Source organism: Pseudonocardia kunmingensis, assembly GCF_006716445.1.
Classification (GTDB): domain Bacteria; phylum Actinomycetota; class Actinomycetes; order Mycobacteriales; family Pseudonocardiaceae; genus Pseudonocardia; species Pseudonocardia kunmingensis.
Genome location: NZ_VFPA01000003.1, coordinates 129,396 through 144,376, shown reverse-complemented (window position 1 = coordinate 144,376; position 14,981 = coordinate 129,396). Strand labels below are relative to the sequence as shown.

General features: G+C 73.8%; 14 protein-coding genes. 10 read left to right on the top strand and 4 right to left on the bottom strand.

Annotated features, from left to right (window positions below; genetic code table 11):
• The first annotated feature begins 91 nt into the window (after positions 1-91).
• From FB558_RS23590 to FB558_RS45260, 5 genes are all read left to right on the top strand, one after another.
• Positions 92-1,057 carry a bile acid:sodium symporter family protein gene (locus tag FB558_RS23590; protein WP_142056941.1) on the top strand — a complete coding sequence of 322 codons (966 nt, stop codon included), beginning with the start codon at positions 92-94 and terminating at the stop codon, positions 1,055-1,057.
• Positions 1,058-1,286: 229 nt separating this feature from the next.
• On the top strand, positions 1,287-1,976 hold the full coding sequence (locus tag FB558_RS23585) for an ABC transporter ATP-binding protein (RefSeq protein ID WP_142056939.1): 690 nt from the start codon (positions 1,287-1,289) through the stop codon (positions 1,974-1,976).
• Entirely contained in the window at positions 1,973-3,190 is a 1,218-nt protein-coding gene (locus FB558_RS23580) for an ABC transporter permease (RefSeq protein ID WP_142056937.1), read from the top strand. Before FB558_RS23585 ends, FB558_RS23580 begins: the two co-directional genes overlap by 4 nt.
• Positions 3,191-3,225: 35 nt before the next feature.
• Positions 3,226-4,881 (top strand): biotin/lipoyl-binding protein, encoded by a 1,656-nt coding sequence (locus FB558_RS23575; RefSeq protein WP_142056935.1) that lies wholly within the window; start codon positions 3,226-3,228, stop codon positions 4,879-4,881.
• A 66-nt stretch (positions 4,882-4,947) separates the two neighbouring features.
• On the top strand, positions 4,948-6,435 hold the full coding sequence (locus tag FB558_RS45260) for a glycosyltransferase family 39 protein (RefSeq protein ID WP_142056933.1): 1,488 nt from the start codon (positions 4,948-4,950) through the stop codon (positions 6,433-6,435).
• Between the two features lie 6 nt (positions 6,436-6,441).
• Here the strand turns inward: FB558_RS45260 and FB558_RS23565 are convergent, their stop codons facing one another.
• Both FB558_RS23565 and FB558_RS23560 read right to left on the bottom strand, forming a co-directional pair.
• Positions 6,442-6,966 carry a hypothetical protein gene (locus FB558_RS23565; protein WP_211366795.1) on the bottom strand — a complete coding sequence of 175 codons (525 nt, stop codon included), beginning with the start codon at positions 6,964-6,966 and terminating at the stop codon, positions 6,442-6,444.
• A gap of 18 nt (positions 6,967-6,984) precedes the next feature.
• Positions 6,985-7,455, bottom strand: a complete 471-nt coding sequence (locus FB558_RS23560) for a hypothetical protein (protein ID WP_142056930.1) — start codon at positions 7,453-7,455, stop codon at positions 6,985-6,987.
• A gap of 9 nt (positions 7,456-7,464) precedes the next feature.
• Between FB558_RS23560 and FB558_RS23555 the strand changes: the two genes are divergently transcribed.
• On the top strand, positions 7,465-8,532 hold the full coding sequence (locus FB558_RS23555) for a LacI family DNA-binding transcriptional regulator (protein ID WP_211366794.1): 1,068 nt from the start codon (positions 7,465-7,467) through the stop codon (positions 8,530-8,532).
• A gap of 1,224 nt (positions 8,533-9,756) precedes the next feature.
• On the opposite strand, the gene FB558_RS23550 is transcribed toward FB558_RS23555, so the two are convergent.
• Together FB558_RS23550 and FB558_RS44690 are read right to left on the bottom strand one after the other, a co-directional pair.
• Positions 9,757-10,362, bottom strand: a complete 606-nt coding sequence (locus FB558_RS23550; protein WP_142056928.1) for a hypothetical protein — start codon at positions 10,360-10,362, stop codon at positions 9,757-9,759.
• A gap of 162 nt (positions 10,363-10,524) precedes the next feature.
• Positions 10,525-11,538, bottom strand: coding sequence for a hypothetical protein (locus FB558_RS44690; protein ID WP_246106710.1), 1,014 nt, complete (start codon positions 11,536-11,538; stop codon positions 10,525-10,527).
• A gap of 43 nt (positions 11,539-11,581) precedes the next feature.
• On the opposite strand from FB558_RS44690, the gene FB558_RS44685 reads away from it, so the two are divergent.
• The 4 genes from FB558_RS44685 to FB558_RS23525 are packed head-to-tail and all read left to right on the top strand — an operon-like array spanning position 11,582 to position 14,975.
• Positions 11,582-12,043 carry a cupin domain-containing protein gene (locus tag FB558_RS44685; protein WP_246106709.1) on the top strand — a complete coding sequence of 154 codons (462 nt, stop codon included), beginning with the start codon at positions 11,582-11,584 and terminating at the stop codon, positions 12,041-12,043.
• A 49-nt stretch (positions 12,044-12,092) separates the two neighbouring features.
• A complete protein-coding gene (locus tag FB558_RS23535; protein WP_142056926.1) occupies positions 12,093-12,917 on the top strand; it encodes a PhzF family phenazine biosynthesis protein in 825 nt (274 codons plus the stop codon).
• A 40-nt stretch (positions 12,918-12,957) separates the two neighbouring features.
• Entirely contained in the window at positions 12,958-14,148 is a 1,191-nt protein-coding gene (locus tag FB558_RS23530) for a Tm-1-like ATP-binding domain-containing protein (protein WP_142056924.1), read from the top strand.
• Positions 14,145-14,975 carry a phosphoenolpyruvate hydrolase family protein gene (locus FB558_RS23525; protein ID WP_281288670.1) on the top strand — a complete coding sequence of 277 codons (831 nt, stop codon included), beginning with the start codon at positions 14,145-14,147 and terminating at the stop codon, positions 14,973-14,975. The genes FB558_RS23530 and FB558_RS23525 overlap by 4 nt, the downstream gene beginning before the upstream one ends.
• The last annotated feature ends 6 nt before the right edge of the window (positions 14,976-14,981 follow it).

Here is a 14,981-nt window from a genome sequence, read left to right as displayed (position 1 = left end):
GGTCGGGTGGCTGCGAGGGCTCCACCAGCGACTACGTATCGTCACGGCGAGCCGGGCGTCGGGCCGCGGCCGCGTGGAGGAGGGGCGAGCCGTGGGCCGTCTGCAACAGATCAGTGACCAGGCCGGCCGGTGGTTCCCACTGATCGTGCTCGTCGCCGGGGCGATCGCGATGGCGGTCCCCGGGGCGTTCGCCGGCTGGTCGGCCGCGGTGCCGTGGCTGCTCGCGCTGATCATGCTCGGGATGGGCCTGACGTTGCGGCCCGTCGACTTCGCCTACGTGGCGCGCCGCCCGATCGCGTTCGTCATCGGCGTGGTCGCCCAGTTCGTGATCATGCCCGGGATCGGGTGGCTGCTGGCGACGACGCTGCCGCTGAGCCCCGAGCTCGCCGTCGGCGTGATCCTCGTGGCCTGCTCCCCGGGCGGCACCGCGTCCAACGTGATGGTCTTCCTGGCCAAGGGCGACACCGCCCTGTCGGTGGCCATGACCTCGGCGTCGACGCTGCTCGCGCCGATCGTCACCCCGCTGCTGGTGCTGGCGCTCGCGGGCCGGTTCCTCCCGGTCCAGCCCGGTGCGCTGTTCGTGTCGATCCTGCAGATCGTGCTCATCCCGGTGCTGCTCGGGTTCCTGCTGCGGCGCTTCGCCGAGCGGCAGGTCGAGAAGGTCGTGCCTGCGCTGCCGCTGGTCTCCGTCGTCGGGATCACCGCCGTGGTGATGGCCGTCGTCGCAGGGAGCGCGGCGGCGCTGCTGGCGTCCGGGCTGGTCATCCTGGTCGCCGTCGTGCTGCACAACGTGCTGGGCCTGGGTCTCGGCTACCTGGCGGCCCGGCTGTGCGGGCTCGACGAGACCGCCCGGCGCGCCATCTCCATCGAGGTCGGGATGCAGAACTCGGGGCTGTCGGCGAGCCTCGCCACCACCCACTTCAACCCCGTCGCGGCACTGCCCGCCGCGGTGTTCTCGGTGTGGCACAACGTCAGCGGCTCGATCCTCGCCGGTTACTGGGCCCGGCGCCCGGCGGTCGGGCCGGTGCGCTCCGGCGTCGACGGCTCCCCGGAGTAGCGGCCCGGGCCGCCCCACCGCAGCCCCGCGACCACGCGCTGTGACCACGTGCCGTGCACGCCGGCCCGGTTCCGGGACGGTCGAGGCACCTCGATGGGGTGAACCCGGCCCCGGTCGACGTGGCTGCCGTCACCCGTGGCAGATTATGAGTACGGCGTACCCCGAATATCGATCCCTCGTTGGAGCGGTTGGGGTGGTCTGGGGGAGCACTGCCCTGTAGGGGGGAAGCATGATCGAGCTCAACGGCGTCACGAAGATCTACGGCAACGGATCGGTGAAGGTCCGTGCGCTCGGCCCGGTCGACCTCGTGGTGGAGGAAGGGGACCTCGTCGCGATCATGGGGCCGTCGGGCTCCGGCAAGAGCACCATGATGAACATCCTCGGGTGCCTGGACGTGCCCAGCAGCGGCCACTACAGCCTCGACGGGATCGACGTCAGCAAGCTGCGCGACAACAAGCTCGCCGGCATCCGCAACACCCGGATCGGCTTCGTCTTCCAGTCGTTCAACCTCATCGCGCGCACGTCCGCGCTGCGCAACGTCGAGCTGCCGCTCGTCTACGCGGGCATCCGCGGCGGCCGCAGGGCCCGCGCGCTGGCCGCGCTCGAACGGGTGGGGCTCGGCGAGCGGGCCCACCACATGCCCAACGAGCTGTCCGGCGGGCAGCAGCAGCGCGTCGCGGTCGCGCGGGCGCTCGTCACCGAGCCCGCGATGATCCTTGCCGACGAGCCCACCGGCAACCTGGACACCACCTCGACGGTCGAGATCATGAAGCTCCTCGTGGAGCTGAACGACTCCGGGCGCACCGTCGTGCTGATCACGCACGAGCCCGAGGTGGCGGAGTTCGCCAAGCGCGTGATCGAGCTGCGCGACGGCCAGATCGTGCGGGACGTGCGGCAGCAGCAGGTGATCCACGCATGATCCTCGAGACGGCGCGCATCGCGCTCCGCGGCCTGCGGGCCAACAAGCTCCGGTCGGCGCTCACCACGCTGGGCATCGTCATCGGGGTGGCGGCGGTCATCGTGCTCGTCGCGCTCGGCAACGGCATCCAGAGCGGGTTCAACGACATCTTCGGCTCGCTCGCCACGCAGATCACCGTCACCCAGTCCCAGGGCGGGGTGCCCGGCGGTGGTCGGGCGCGCGACCTCACCGAGAACGACCTCGACGCGCTCGTCGACCCCACCGACGCCCCCGACGTCCTCTCGGCCACCCCGGTCGTCGGCGGTGCCGCGCTGCTGCAGGTGGAGGGCGGCCTGCAGTACCGCACCTCGGTCACCGGCACCACGGCCGAGTACCTCGAGGTCAACGACCGCGACCTGGAGGCGGGGCGGGGCTTCGACGCGCAGGAGGCCCGCACCAACGCCAAGGTGGTCGTGCTCGGCCCCAACCCCGTCCAGGAGCTGTTCGGCGGCAACAACGCCGCGGCGCTGGGCAGCGAGATCCGCATCGGCAGCGCGGTGTTCCGCGTGATCGGCGTGGCCGAGTCCAACGGTCAGCAGGACGACGTCGCGATCATGCCGCTCGGCGCGGCACGCAGCTACCTCGTCGGTGGCGACGACGAGCTCGACACGATCATCGTGCGGGCCCGCTCGGCGGAGACGGTCAACGCCGCGGTCGAACAGATCACGGCGATCCTGACCGACCGGCACAACATCCGCGACCCCGCCGAACGCGACTTCGACGTGCAGGCCCTGCAGAGCCTGCTCGACCAGTCCTCGCAGTTCCTCACCTTCCTCACCCTGTTCACGGGGGCGGTCGCGGGGATCTCGCTGGTCGTGGGCAGCATCGGCGTCGCGAACATCATGCTGGTCACCGTCACCGAACGGACGCGGGAGATCGGCATCCGCAAGGCGATCGGGGCCCGCCCACGGGTGATCCTGGGCCAGTTCCTCCTCGAGTCGATCTTCCTCTCCGGGCTGGGCGGGCTGATGGGGATCGCGCTCGGCGTGGGGTTGTCGGTCACCGGTGCCCTCGTGCTGCCCCAGCTCATCCCGGACTTCCCGGCCCCCGTGGTCGATCCGGCGTCGGTCATCTTCTCGTTCACGATCAGCCTGGTCATCGGCCTCGTCGCCGGCGGCTACCCCGCCAACCGGGCTTCCCGGCTGCGTCCCATCGAGGCCCTCCGATACCAGTGACCCGCACCAGCGAAGTGATCAAGGCAGGAGTTCCCATGTCCCGAACGACCGGTCGGCGCCGCCGGGCGGCGTACGCGATCGGTGCGCTGGTGGCGCTGGCCACGACGGCGTGCACCGCGGAACCGCCGCCCCCGCCCACGCTGCGGGTGGACCGCGGCACGGTCGCCACCACTGTGTCGGCGTCCGGCACCCTGGTCGGGATCTCCGAGCAGAACCTCGGGTTCGCCGAGGGCGGGAAGCTCGTCGAGGTCCTCGTCGGGGTCGGGGCCCGGGTCGAGCCCGGCCAGGTGCTGGCCCGCGTCGACGACTTCGAGCTCCGCCAGACCCTCGAGCAGGAGCAGGCCCGGCTCGCCCAGCAGCAGGCGGAGCTGGACCGCGCCCGCGGCGGCAACTCCGTGAACGCCACCGGGCGCACGCTCGAGCAGGCCAAGGAGATCCTCGAGGCCACGGAGAAGCAGGCCAGCGAGACGAACGAGGCCAACCGCTCGGCCACCGACCGGGCCCGCAAGCAGCTCGACTTCGACCGCGAGGTCCTCGACCGCGCCGAGGACACGCTGCGGCGGACGAAGTCGGAGTGCCGAAGTGGCGACGACGAGGAGTCGCAGTCGGCGGCGGAATCGGAACCTCCTGCGACTAAGGAGAGCACGCCGACGGAGGAGCCTGACCGCGACTCGGACAACGACTCGGACAACGAGTCCGACGACGAGGACGGCGACCGTGTCCGCGGCGCCTCCTACATCGCCCAGACCACCCCGGCCTGCGACCGCATCGCGACCGAGGAGACCGCGGTCGAGAACGCGAAGCGCACGGTGCTGGCCTCGGAGACCGAGCTCGACGCGGCGAAGCACCGCGAGGACGTCGACGCCGCCAGCGGTCGGGTGTCGGTCGAGAACGCGAAGCAGAGCGTCGTCACCGCGGAGAACGACCGCGGGTCGGCGAGGAACGAGCAGCCCTCGGACATCAACGGGGCGGAGGCGCTGGTCCGCGAGGCGCAGGCCGCCGTGGCGATCGCCCAGCGCAACGTCGACAACACGGTGCTGACGGCGCCGGTCGCCGGTGTGGTGTCGGCGATCAACGGCAGGGTCGGCGAGTACCTCGGCGGCGCCTCCGGCACCACCCCGCTCGCCCCGGGCTCCACCGCGGCGCTGCCGGGCGCCACCAGCCTCGCGTCCGGCGGCGACAGCGGCGGCGGTGGCGGCACCGCCGCGCCGGGCGGCGGCGCGTTCATGGTGCTGAACAACGTCGACTCGTTCCAGCTCGTCGTCCCGTTCGAGGAGTCGGACGCTTCGCGCGTCGCGGTCAACCAGCCGGTCGAGGTCACGGTCGACGCGATCCCGGACCTGCGGGCCCCGGCCACCGTGCTGGCCATCGCGCCGTCCGGCGACCCGTCGTCGGGGATCGTGGAGTACTACGCCACGATCGTGCTCCGCGAGGGCAGCGACCCGCGCCTGCGCGACGGGCAGACGGCGCTGGCCGACGTCGCGGTCGAGTCGGTGGAGAACACGCTGCGCGTGCCGTCGGCGGCCGTGCGGCGCGACGGCGGCGGCACGGTGGTCGACGTGCGCGACTCGGAGGGCCAGCCCGTGCCCACGCCGTTCCAGGCCGGCACCGCGGGCGACGAGTACACCCAGGTGATCTCGGGCCTGCGGGAGGGCCAGGAGCTGCTGCTGCCCCAGCCGGCCGCCGGCTGACGGCCGTGAGTGGGAACGAGTGCTCCGGCACTCGTTCCCACTCACGAGGGGCGCTAGCGTCGGCGTGTGATCGCCGGTGCTCCGCCTCGCGGCGATGTGGCGTGGGGCGGGCTCGGTGCACTGGGCGCCGGCGTCGCGGCGCTCCTGCTCGCCACGGCGGGCCGCTACGGCTACCACCGCGACGAGCTGTACTTCCTGCGGGCCGGGCGGGAACCCGCGTTCGGCTACGTCGACCAGCCGCCGTTCACCCCGCTGCTCGCCCGCGCGATGGACGCACTGCTGCCCGGCTCGCTCACCGGGCTGCGCCTGCCCTCGGCGTTGGCCGCGGCGGCGGTGGTGCTGCTGACCGGGCTGATCGCCCGCGAGCTGGGCGGTGGCCGCGGGGCGCAGCTGCTGGCCGCGGCGAGCATGGCCGTGTCGGCGGTCCTGCTCGCCGTCGGGCACCTGCTCTCCACGGCGACGTTCGACCTCCTCGCCTGGACCGCCCTCACGTGGCTGCTCGTGCGCGCGCTGCGCGACGGGGGCGGGGCCTGGATCGCGACCGGCGCCGTCGCCGGTGTCGCACTGCAGAACAAGCTGCTGCCGCTGTTCCTGCTGGCCGGGATGTTCGTGGCCGTCCTCGCCGTCGGGCCGCGCACGGTGCTGCGCACGCGGTGGCCGTGGTTGGGTGCCCTGGTCGCGCTGGCGCTGTGGGCGCCGCACCTGGTGTGGCAGGTGGCGAACGGATTCCCGCAGCTCGCGCTGTCGGCGGCCATCGCCGGGGGCAGCTCGGGGACGAGCGAGCCCTGGTACGTGCTGCTGCCCTTCCAGCTGGTGCTGGTGAGCCCGCTGCTCGTGCCGGTGTGGGCGCTGGGGTGGTGGCGGCTCGCGCGCGATCCGGCGCTGCGCACCTGGCGCGCGTTCGCCGTGGCGTACGTGCTCGTGGCCGCGGTGTTCACGATCACCGGGGGCAAGCCGTACTACCTCGCCGGGTTCTTCCCGGTGCTGCTGGCGGCGGGCGCCCCGCCGGTGGTGGCCTGGGCCCGGCGGGGCGCTCGGCGCCTGCGGACGGGAGTGCTCGCGGCGGCGTTGGCGCTGAGCCTCGCGATGTCGTCGGTGCTCATGCTGCCGCTGGTACCGGAGGGGGAGCTGGCGGGCACGCCCGTCCCCGCCATCCACTACGACGCGGGGGAGACCGTCGGCTGGCCGGCGTTCGCCGCCACGCTGGCCGCGGTGCGCGAGCAGGTGCCCGCCGATGAGCGGGTGGCGGTGCTCACCGGCAACTACGGGCAGGCCGGCGCCGTCGACCGGTTCCTGCCCTCCCTCGCCCCCGCCCACAGCGGGCACAACGCCTACTGGGACTGGGGCCCGCCGCCCGACGACGCCGGCACGCTGATCGTGGTCGGGCTGCCGGAGGAACGGCTGCGCGCCTGGTTCGGGCAGGTCCGGCTCGCCGCCCGGATCGACAACGGGGTGGGGCTGGACAACGACGAGCAGGGCAGCCCGGTCTGGATCGTCGGCGAGCGCCTGCTCCCGTGGTCGCAGCTGTGGCCACAGCTGCGCAGGCTCGGCTGACGCTGCTCAGCCGATCGGCCCGCCGCCGGTCAAGGCGTTGAGCAGGAGCGTCACGCTGCCCTCGGCCCCGGTGCCGAAAGCGGTGGCCAGCGCGTACCCGATCGCGGCGTCGCGGGGTGTCACGGCGACGCCGGGCGCCCAGACGGCCATGAGCTCCACCGTCTCCGGCTCCAGCATCAGCTCGCCGAGGCCGGTGCCGTCCCGGGTGAGCCTGCTGCCGTCCTCGTCGCGGGGGTGCAGCCGGTAGTGGGTGCCGCCCACGGTGGCGTCCACGCGGAACGAGGACCGCGTGAAGCGGCCCCGGCCGGTCGCGAGCCCGGCGGGCACGCCGTCGACGGTGAGCGCGAGGTGCCGGGTGTCGCGCGTGCCGATCGGGACGTACGGGGTGACCTCCGCGTCCTCGTCGCGGCGCAGGTGCACCGCCGGGAACCCGTCACCCGCGACCTCGACACCACCGCGCTCGATGTCGGTGTGCACGATCACGGCGCCGTGCAGCGGGTCCTCGACGACGCAGGTCTGGATCAACGGCACGACCCGACCGTAGCCGGGTCAGGACCGCTCGCGGCGCCGCCACCAGCGCCGGGGCGGCTCGGGTTCGGGCTCGGGGGGCGCGGGCGCACCGGCCAGCGTCGCCGCCTGCCTGCTGAGGACCTCGAGGTTGGCCCGCACGTCGCTGTGCGCGGGGTCCAGCGCCACCTGCTCGGCCACCTCCGCCGCCTGCGAGACGGCGTCGGCGAACGCGGAGCGGGAGGCGTCGAGACGCTGGGCGATGCGCTTGGCCGGCTCCTCGCGCACCCGGAACCGCGCCGGTTCGATCGAGTCGCCGACGGTCGCGAGGCGGCGCACGGCGTCCAGCTCGGCGTCGAGGCGCTGGGCGATCTCGGCGAGCCAGCTGCGGGCGGGACCGGCCGGCAGCGCGCCCGTGATGCGGCGGAAGCGGGCCACCGAGTTCGCGCAGTCGCCGACGTAGCCGTTCCAGAAGCGGGACAGGCTCGGGGTCGGGTCGGACTGGCGCGGCACCGTGACAGGGTGCCCCATCCGGCATGGGCCGACAGCACCGGCGGGCCGGGTACCGTGCACCCGAGCAGGGGGGCGGCGATGGCGGGCACGGGCGGCGGGCGGCGAGCCCCGATCACCCTCGAGGACGTGGCGCGGGAGGCGGGCGTCTCGCGGGCCACCGCGTCGCGCGCGCTGATCGGCTCCGACACCGTTTCCACGCCGGCCCGCGAACGGGCGCGTGCGGTGGCCGCGCGCCTGGGCTACGCCCCGGACCCGCTCGCCCGCGCGCTCGCCGCCGGCACCGGCACCCGGCTGGTCGTCGCCGTGGCCGGTCCCGACCCCACCGTGCTCGACGACGCCTACACCGGCCGCGTCGTGAACGCCGCCGCCGCGGTGGGCGACCGGGCCGGGGTCGGCGTGTCGCTGCAGTGGCTCCCGCTCGACCGGCCCGCAGGCCTGGACCGGATCGCCGCCGATCGCAGCGTGCACGGGCTGGTGCTGGTCAACGCCACGAACGGCCTGCTGGCCCGCGTGCCGCGGTCGTTGCGGGGGAGGGTGGTGTCGATCGGCGTGGGGTCGCGCGACGTGCCGGCCGTCGACATCGACAACGCCGGGGGCGCCGCCACCATGGTCGCCCACCTGATCGGCACCGGACGGCGGCGCATCGCGATGATCACCGGACCGCGCTGGCTGCCGTGCACGTCACGGATGGTCGAGGCCTACCGCGCGACGCTGCGGGAGGCCGGGCTCCCGGCCCGGGTGGTGCCGGGTGGGTTCGCCGCCGAGGACGGCCTGGTCGGCGCCCGGCGGGCCCTGCGCCGCTGGCCGGACACCGACGCCGTCCTCGCCGTGTGCGACGCGGTGGCGCTCGGCGCGATCGCGGCGCTGCGCGAGCTGGGAGTGCGGGTGCCGGGCGACGTCGCCGTCACGGGGTTCGACGACGTGCCGATGGCGGCGTGGGGGGAGCCGGCGCTCACCACGGCCACCCACCCGGTGCGGACGATCGCGACGACGGCCGCCACGGCCGTGCTCGGTGGGGAAGCGGTGCCGCCCCAGACCTGGTACCCGTCGGAGCTGGTGCTGCGCGCGAGCGCCTAGCTTGACAGCCGGATTTCGTGACCACGGTGTCGGCGGTGGCCGGGGCCGCTCGGCCGGTTTTGCGGGTGAGCGGAACACCAGGGTTGTTCGATCTTGCATGGGCAGCTCTGGTGTTCCGTTCACCCGCAAAGGGGGCGGCTCGGCGCTGGTTCTCGTGGGAGTGGCTGTGGTGGGCGGGCCGTTCCCGGCTGGGGGCGAGCCGGCTCGCCCTCGTCCCGGCCTTCTACCGAGACGTGGGTGCGCGGGCGGCCGTCCCCGACGCGGGCCGGGCCGGTTCTGCACGAGAACGCCTCTGCCGGGTGTCACGCGTCTGGCTGTGGTGCCGTTCCGACCCTTGCCCCGGGTGTGATCAGCGAAAACGGGACCAGTAGTGCGGTGACCACATGCCGCTTCTGCTGATCATGGCCGTTCGCGCGTTCCGCGGAACGCGCCCGTGTACGACGCGGTCGACGTCATGGGTCTTCGGTCGCGGGTCGCAGGCCCATGGTGTCGACGTCGTCGGGATTCTCCTGTGGGCGGGCCGTTCCCGGCTCGAGACCGCTGCTTCTCGCCTTGGCCCGGGTCTTCGGCGCTGTCGGCGCCCCTGCCCTGCACCCTCCCGTTCGTGAGTGGTCGGGTTGGGTGAACTACCGGGTGTTGTGGCTGGGTGGGCGGCCGTTCCCGGCATGGCCCAGGCCTGTTCGGGACGAGTCCGTCGCTGCTGGGTGGGTGCGCACCTGGCGGTGGTCCCGTTGCGCCCGGTCATGATCGAGGGGTCGGCGCGTTATCGGGCGTTTTCAACACGGGAATGCGCCGACTTGCTGATCATGAGTCGTGGCCGCCCGGAAATGATCTGCTGGTGCTGGGTAGGACCGTGTCGAAGGGGTTCGGGAACGGCACCACAGCCGGATGAGTGGCACCCGGCGGGGACGGTCTCGTCGTGGAACCGGCCGGGGCCATGTCGGGGACGGCCGTCAGGGCGGCCACGTCATTCGGTGGTTGTGCCCACCCGGCCACCCTCGCCACCCGGGGGTGGGCCGGGCGCCGGGGTGACTGCAAGTGATGCCTGGAACGGGGGTGGGGCAGCGGTCTCGAGCCGGGAACGGCGCGCCCACGCCAACCCGCCGCACGGGGCGCCACCACGGGCCCCGGTCGGGCGTGTTCACGCCCCGAGCTTCCCGCGCGAGCCGTCGACGGGCGGTGGCCGCTGTCTGACGCAGTGGACGTTTCGGCTATCGCACCAGGTCAGGCGACCGAGCGCCGCAGCTGCGCGTTGCGGGCCTTCAGCTCGGTGTCCTTGTTGAGCGGGTCGTGCGCCTCGTCGGGTTCGACGGCCCCGGCCATGCCGACGGCGTTGAGCACGGCGAACATCTGGACGAGGTGGGCGATGCGGGCCTCGTGCTGGTCCACCGGACCCTGCGACTCGCCGACCATGGCCAGGGTGCGGTCGACCCACAGCACCTCGGCGTGCAGGTCGGCCCGCTGCAGCACGTCGACGATGCGCTGCCGCAGCTCGATGGGCTCGAGCCCGGTCCAGCTCGACATCGTGCCCGCGTCGGCGGGGAAGACGGTGCCGCGGTCCTTGAGGTGGACGAGCTCGACGGCGTAGGCGTGCCCGTACGCGCAGTAGCGACAGCCGTTGCGCAACGAGATGGTGGTGCAGGCCAGATGGGTGCGCAGCGGGCCGAGGACCCGCAGCGTGCGCTCGTAGCGGGGCATGTTGCGGGCGAACCAGCTGACGGCCCCGACAGCCCCCTGATCGGCCACGATGTGGGCCATCAGCCGTGGCGGGAACCCCCACAGCTGCCGGCCGAGACCTTCGAGCAGACGCACAGCGAGGCGGTCCGCCATGCCGCCTCCCATACCCGCCCCCTGACTCAGAGTGACTCAGATGTTACCCGCACGTGCAGATGCATGTGAGGCGGATTTCGGGCCGTTACGACGCAGTTGCAGTAGGTGAAATGGTGGCGATGATGTTGCTCCGAACGGCCGTACCGGTCCGGTCGACGCTGGTCAGCCGCCCGGATAGCGCGACCACCAGTGGCGGTCGGGCGCCTGCTGGTACTCGCTCCCGCCGGGCCGGTCCTCCACCTGCGCGACGAGGTCGCGGGCGAGCGTGTCCACCGCCCACGCCACCTCGAGGCGGGCGACGAGTTCCACGGGCAGCCGCTCCGCGCCGTGGACGGCCCCGAGGAGGGCACCGGCGAGCGGGCCGACGGCGCCCGGCACCGGGAGCTCGCGTGCGGCGTACAACGTGTCGGCGATGACCTCCGGGCCCGGGCAGCGGGCGGCGAGCGCGGCGCCACCGCGCAGCGCCGAGACCGCGGTGTGGTCGGGCGCGAGGCGGGCGAGCGGCATGCCGAGGTCGCGGGCGTCGTCGAGCACCGGGTCGGTGCTCGCGCGCAGCACGGCCGGCATCGTCGGTGCTCCCAGCGCCGCGCGCGCCAGGTCGACCGCGGTGAGCGTGGCGCGCACGGCGTCGGGGTCGCCGTGGGTGGTGGTGACGACCTCGGCGGTCCAGCCTGCGGGCGCGGCGACGGCGGCGAGCGGCAGCCGCGGCGAGAGCGCGTGGTGCCCGCCGCTGGTGGGTGCGGCGGGATCGGGTGCGATGTCCCGGCCGGCCTTCAGGGCCGCCACCACCGACGGCGCGTCGCCGCGGCGCTCGCGCAGCGCGGGAACGCGGTGCAGCCAGCCCGAGTGGTCGATCGAGCGGGGGATCGGGATCCCCTGCGCGCGGGCCCACCGCCGGTAGGCGAACCAGATCGCGAGCGGCGACGGCCCGATGCCCCGGTGGTCGGAGCGGACCAGCGCGCGGATCAGCCCCTCGGCCGTGAAGCACGCGAGCTGCGTGGTCGGCGTGCCGAGCAGGACGCCGGAGCCGGGCTGGTCGGGCCGCGTCAGCGCGTCGCCCAGCGCCAGGCCCAGCAGCAGCCCTCGCACCCGCGAGAGCCGCTCGGCCCGCCGGACGGCCGCACCGTCCGCGGGTTGCACCGTGAGCGCCACTGGCTCCGGGCTCGACGGACTCACGCCCCCGACATTAACCGAGGACCAGCGGGGCAGACTGCCGAACGTGACGCGCATCGAGGGGGAGCGGCTGGCTGAGCTGCTCGGGCTGGAACCGCTGCCCGACGAGGGCGGCCTCTTCCGCCGGACGCACCTGGACGCGCACTCGTCGGCGATCTACTACCTCCTGCTCGCGCCGGAGTTCTCCGCGCTGCACCGGCTGGGCGCCACCGAGACCTACCACTGGTACGCGGGTGCGCCGCTGCGGATGCTCCTGCTCGGCGCGGACGGGCAGGTGGACGAGCCGGTGCTCGGCCAGGACGTCGCGGCCGGGCAACGTCCGCAGGTCGTCGTCCCGGCGGGCACCTGGCAGGGCTCCAGCCCGGCGGGGGAGTTCTCGCTCGTCGGGACGACCACGGCGCCCCCGTTCGACTGGGCGCACTTCGAGCTCGGCGACCGGGCCCGGCTGACCGCCGCCCACCCCGGTGCGGCGGACCGGATCGCGGCGCTCACGCGCGCGGGCCACTGATCGCGGATTGGCCGTAGCCCCCGGGGTCGCGCCGGGCGAGGCTGCGGGCATGCGCTCCTTCGCCCAGGTCGACGTCTTCTCCGCCACCCCCTACCGCGGCAACCCGGTGGCCGTCGTGCTCGACGGCGACGGGCTGTCCACCGAGCAGATGCAGCGGTTCGCGCACTGGACGAACCTGTCGGAGACGACCTTCGTGTCGGCCCCGACGCAACCCGGTGCCGACTACCGCGTCCGCATCTTCACCCCGTCCCAGGAGCTCCCCTTCGCAGGCCACCCCACGCTCGGTACGTGCCACGCCTGGCTCGGGCGCCACCCCGAGCACCCGGTGGACACGGTCGTGCAGGAGTGCGGGGCCGGGCTGGTCACCATCCGGCGCTCGGGCGAGCGGCTGGCCTTCGCCGCGCCGCCGCTGCTGCGCGACGAGCCCGTGGACGACGCCCTGCAGGAGCGGATCGCGCGGGTACTGGGCGTCGACCGGTCCGCGATCCGCGATTGCCACCACCTCGACAACGGCCCGGGCTGGGTCGGTGTCCTGCTGGACAGCGCGCAGGCGGTGCTCGACGTCCGCCCGGAGCAGACTGAGCTCAAGATCGGCCTGGTCGGCCCGTACCCGGCCGGCTCGCCGCACGCCGTCGAGGTCCGGGCGTTCTTCCCGATGGGCCGGTCGACGGTCGAGGACCCGGTCACCGGCAGCCTCAACGCCGGGCTCGGGCTCTGGCTGCTGCGCACCGGCCGCGTCCAGGCCCCCTACATCGCCGCGCAGGGCACGGTGCTGGGGCGCGCCGGGCGCGTGCACGTCGACCGCGATGCCGACGGCACGATCTGGGTCGGCGGCGACGCGGTCACCTGCCTGCGCGGGGAGGTCGAGCTCTGAGGGACTCGCCACGGACCCGGCGGTGCGCTAGAACGATCAGATGGCCCTCGCCTACGTCATCGGCACCTTCGACACCAAGGGTGCCGAGCTGCGGTACGCGGCCGAGCTCCTCCGGGCGGCCGGGGCGGGGGTCGTCACCGTCGACGTGTCCACCCGGGAGCGGGACGCGTCCGCGGACGTCACCCCCGACGAGGTCGCGGCGCACCACCCCGACGGCGCGGACGCCGTGTTCACCGGCGACCGCGGCAGCGCCGTGGCCGGCATGGCGCTGGCCCTGGAGCGGTTCCTCGGAACCCGCGACGACGTGGGCGGCGTGCTCGGCCTGGGCGGTTCCGGCGGCACCGCGCTGGTCACGCCGGCGATGCGGGCGCTGCCGGTCGGCGTCGGGAAGATCATGGTCTCGACGGTGGCGTCCGGGAACGTCGCCGCGTACGTCGACGCGTCCGACATCGCGATGTGGCACTCGGTCACCGACGTCGCCGGGCTCAACCGCATCTCCCGGCGAGTCATCGGCAACGCCGCGCACGCGCTCGCCGGCATCGTCACGCACGAGGTCCCGGCAGGCGACGACCGGCCCGCGGTCGGCCTCACGATGTTCGGCGTCACCACGACCTGCGTCACCGCGGTCACCGAACGGCTCGGCGACGCGGTCGACCCGCTGGTCTTCCACGCCACCGGCACCGGCGGGCGCGCGATGGAGAAGCTGGTCGACGACGGCCTGGTCGGGTCGGTCCTGGACATCACCACCACCGAGGTGTGCGACATGGTCGTCGGCGGGGTGTTCCCGGCCACCGAGGACCGGCTCGGCGCCATCGCCCGCACCGGCGTGCCCTACGTCGGCTCCTGCGGGGCCCTCGACATGGTCAACTTCGCGGGCCGGGCCACCGTGCCCGAGAAGTTCGCCGACCGGAACCTCTACGAGCACAACCCGCAGATCACGCTGATGCGCACCACACCGGAGGAGTGCGTCGAGATCGCGCGGTTCCTGGCCCGCAAGCTCAACGCGTGCGAGGGCCCGGTGCGGTTCCTGCTCCCCAGCGGCGGGGTGTCCGCGCTGGACGCCCCCGGCCAGGCGTTCTGGGACCCCGAGGCCGACGAGGCGCTGTTCGCCACGCTCGAGGCCGAGGTGCGCCGGACCGATGCCCGCCGCGTCGAGCGGGTGCCGCACCACGTCAACGACCCCGAGTTCGCCGACGCGCTGGTGCGCGCCTGGTTGGAGGTATCGCAGTGAGGTTCGCGCGCGCTCAGCTCGTCGAGCGCTTCCAGGACATGGCCCGCCGCGGCGAGCCGATCATCGGCGGCGGCGCGGGCACCGGCCTGTCGGCCAAGTGCGAGGAGGCCGGTGGCATCGACCTCATCGTCATCTACAACTCCGGCCGCTACCGCATGGCCGGGCGCGGCTCGCTCGCCGGGCTGCTCGCCTACGGCAACGCCAACGACATCGTGGTCGAGATGGCCGCGGAGGTGCTGCCCGTCGTCGAGCGCACGCCGGTGCTGGCGGGCGTCAACGGCACCGACCCGTTCATGATCACTGACCGGTTCCTGCGCGAGCTGGCCGACCTCGGGTTCGCCGGCATCCAGAACTTCCCGACCGTCGGGCTGATCGACGGCGTGTTCCGGGCGAACCTCGAGGAGACCGGGATGGGCTACGGGCTGGAGGTCGACCTCGTCACCGCCGCCCGCGAGGCCGACCTGCTCACCACGCCGTACGTGTTCTCCGCTGAGGACGCCCGGGCCATGACCCGCGCCGGCGCCGACATCATCGTGTGCCACATGGGCCTGACCACGGGCGGCTCGATCGGCGCCGAGACCAGCAAGACCCTCGACGACTGCGTGGGCCTGATCGACGAGTGGGCGGGCGCGGCGCGCGAGGTGCGCGACGACGTGCTCGTGCTCTGCCACGGCGGCCCGATCGCGATGCCCGACGACGCCGCGCACGTGCTGGAGCGCACCACGCTGTGCCACGGCTTCTACGGCGCGTCCTCCATGGAACGCCTGCCCACCGAGAAGGCCCTGACCGAGCAGACCCGCGCCTTCAAGTCCCGCCTGACCCGATAGGAGTCC

Excerpts from the sequence above, each read along its gene's own strand:
- FB558_RS23585 (WP_142056939.1), top strand. The coding sequence starts at position 1,287 with ATGATCGAGCTCAACGGCGTCACGAAGATCTACGGCAACGGATCGGTG.
- FB558_RS23580 (WP_142056937.1), top strand. The coding sequence starts at position 1,973 with ATGATCCTCGAGACGGCGCGCATCGCGCTCCGCGGCCTGCGGGCCAAC.
- FB558_RS23575 (WP_142056935.1), top strand. The coding sequence starts at position 3,226 with ATGTCCCGAACGACCGGTCGGCGCCGCCGGGCGGCGTACGCGATCGGT.
- FB558_RS23550 (WP_142056928.1), bottom strand. The coding sequence starts at position 10,362 with ATGGCGGACCGCCTCGCTGTGCGTCTGCTCGAAGGTCTCGGCCGGCAG.
- FB558_RS23535 (WP_142056926.1), top strand. The coding sequence starts at position 12,093 with ATGCGCTCCTTCGCCCAGGTCGACGTCTTCTCCGCCACCCCCTACCGC.
- FB558_RS23530 (WP_142056924.1), top strand. The coding sequence starts at position 12,958 with ATGGCCCTCGCCTACGTCATCGGCACCTTCGACACCAAGGGTGCCGAG.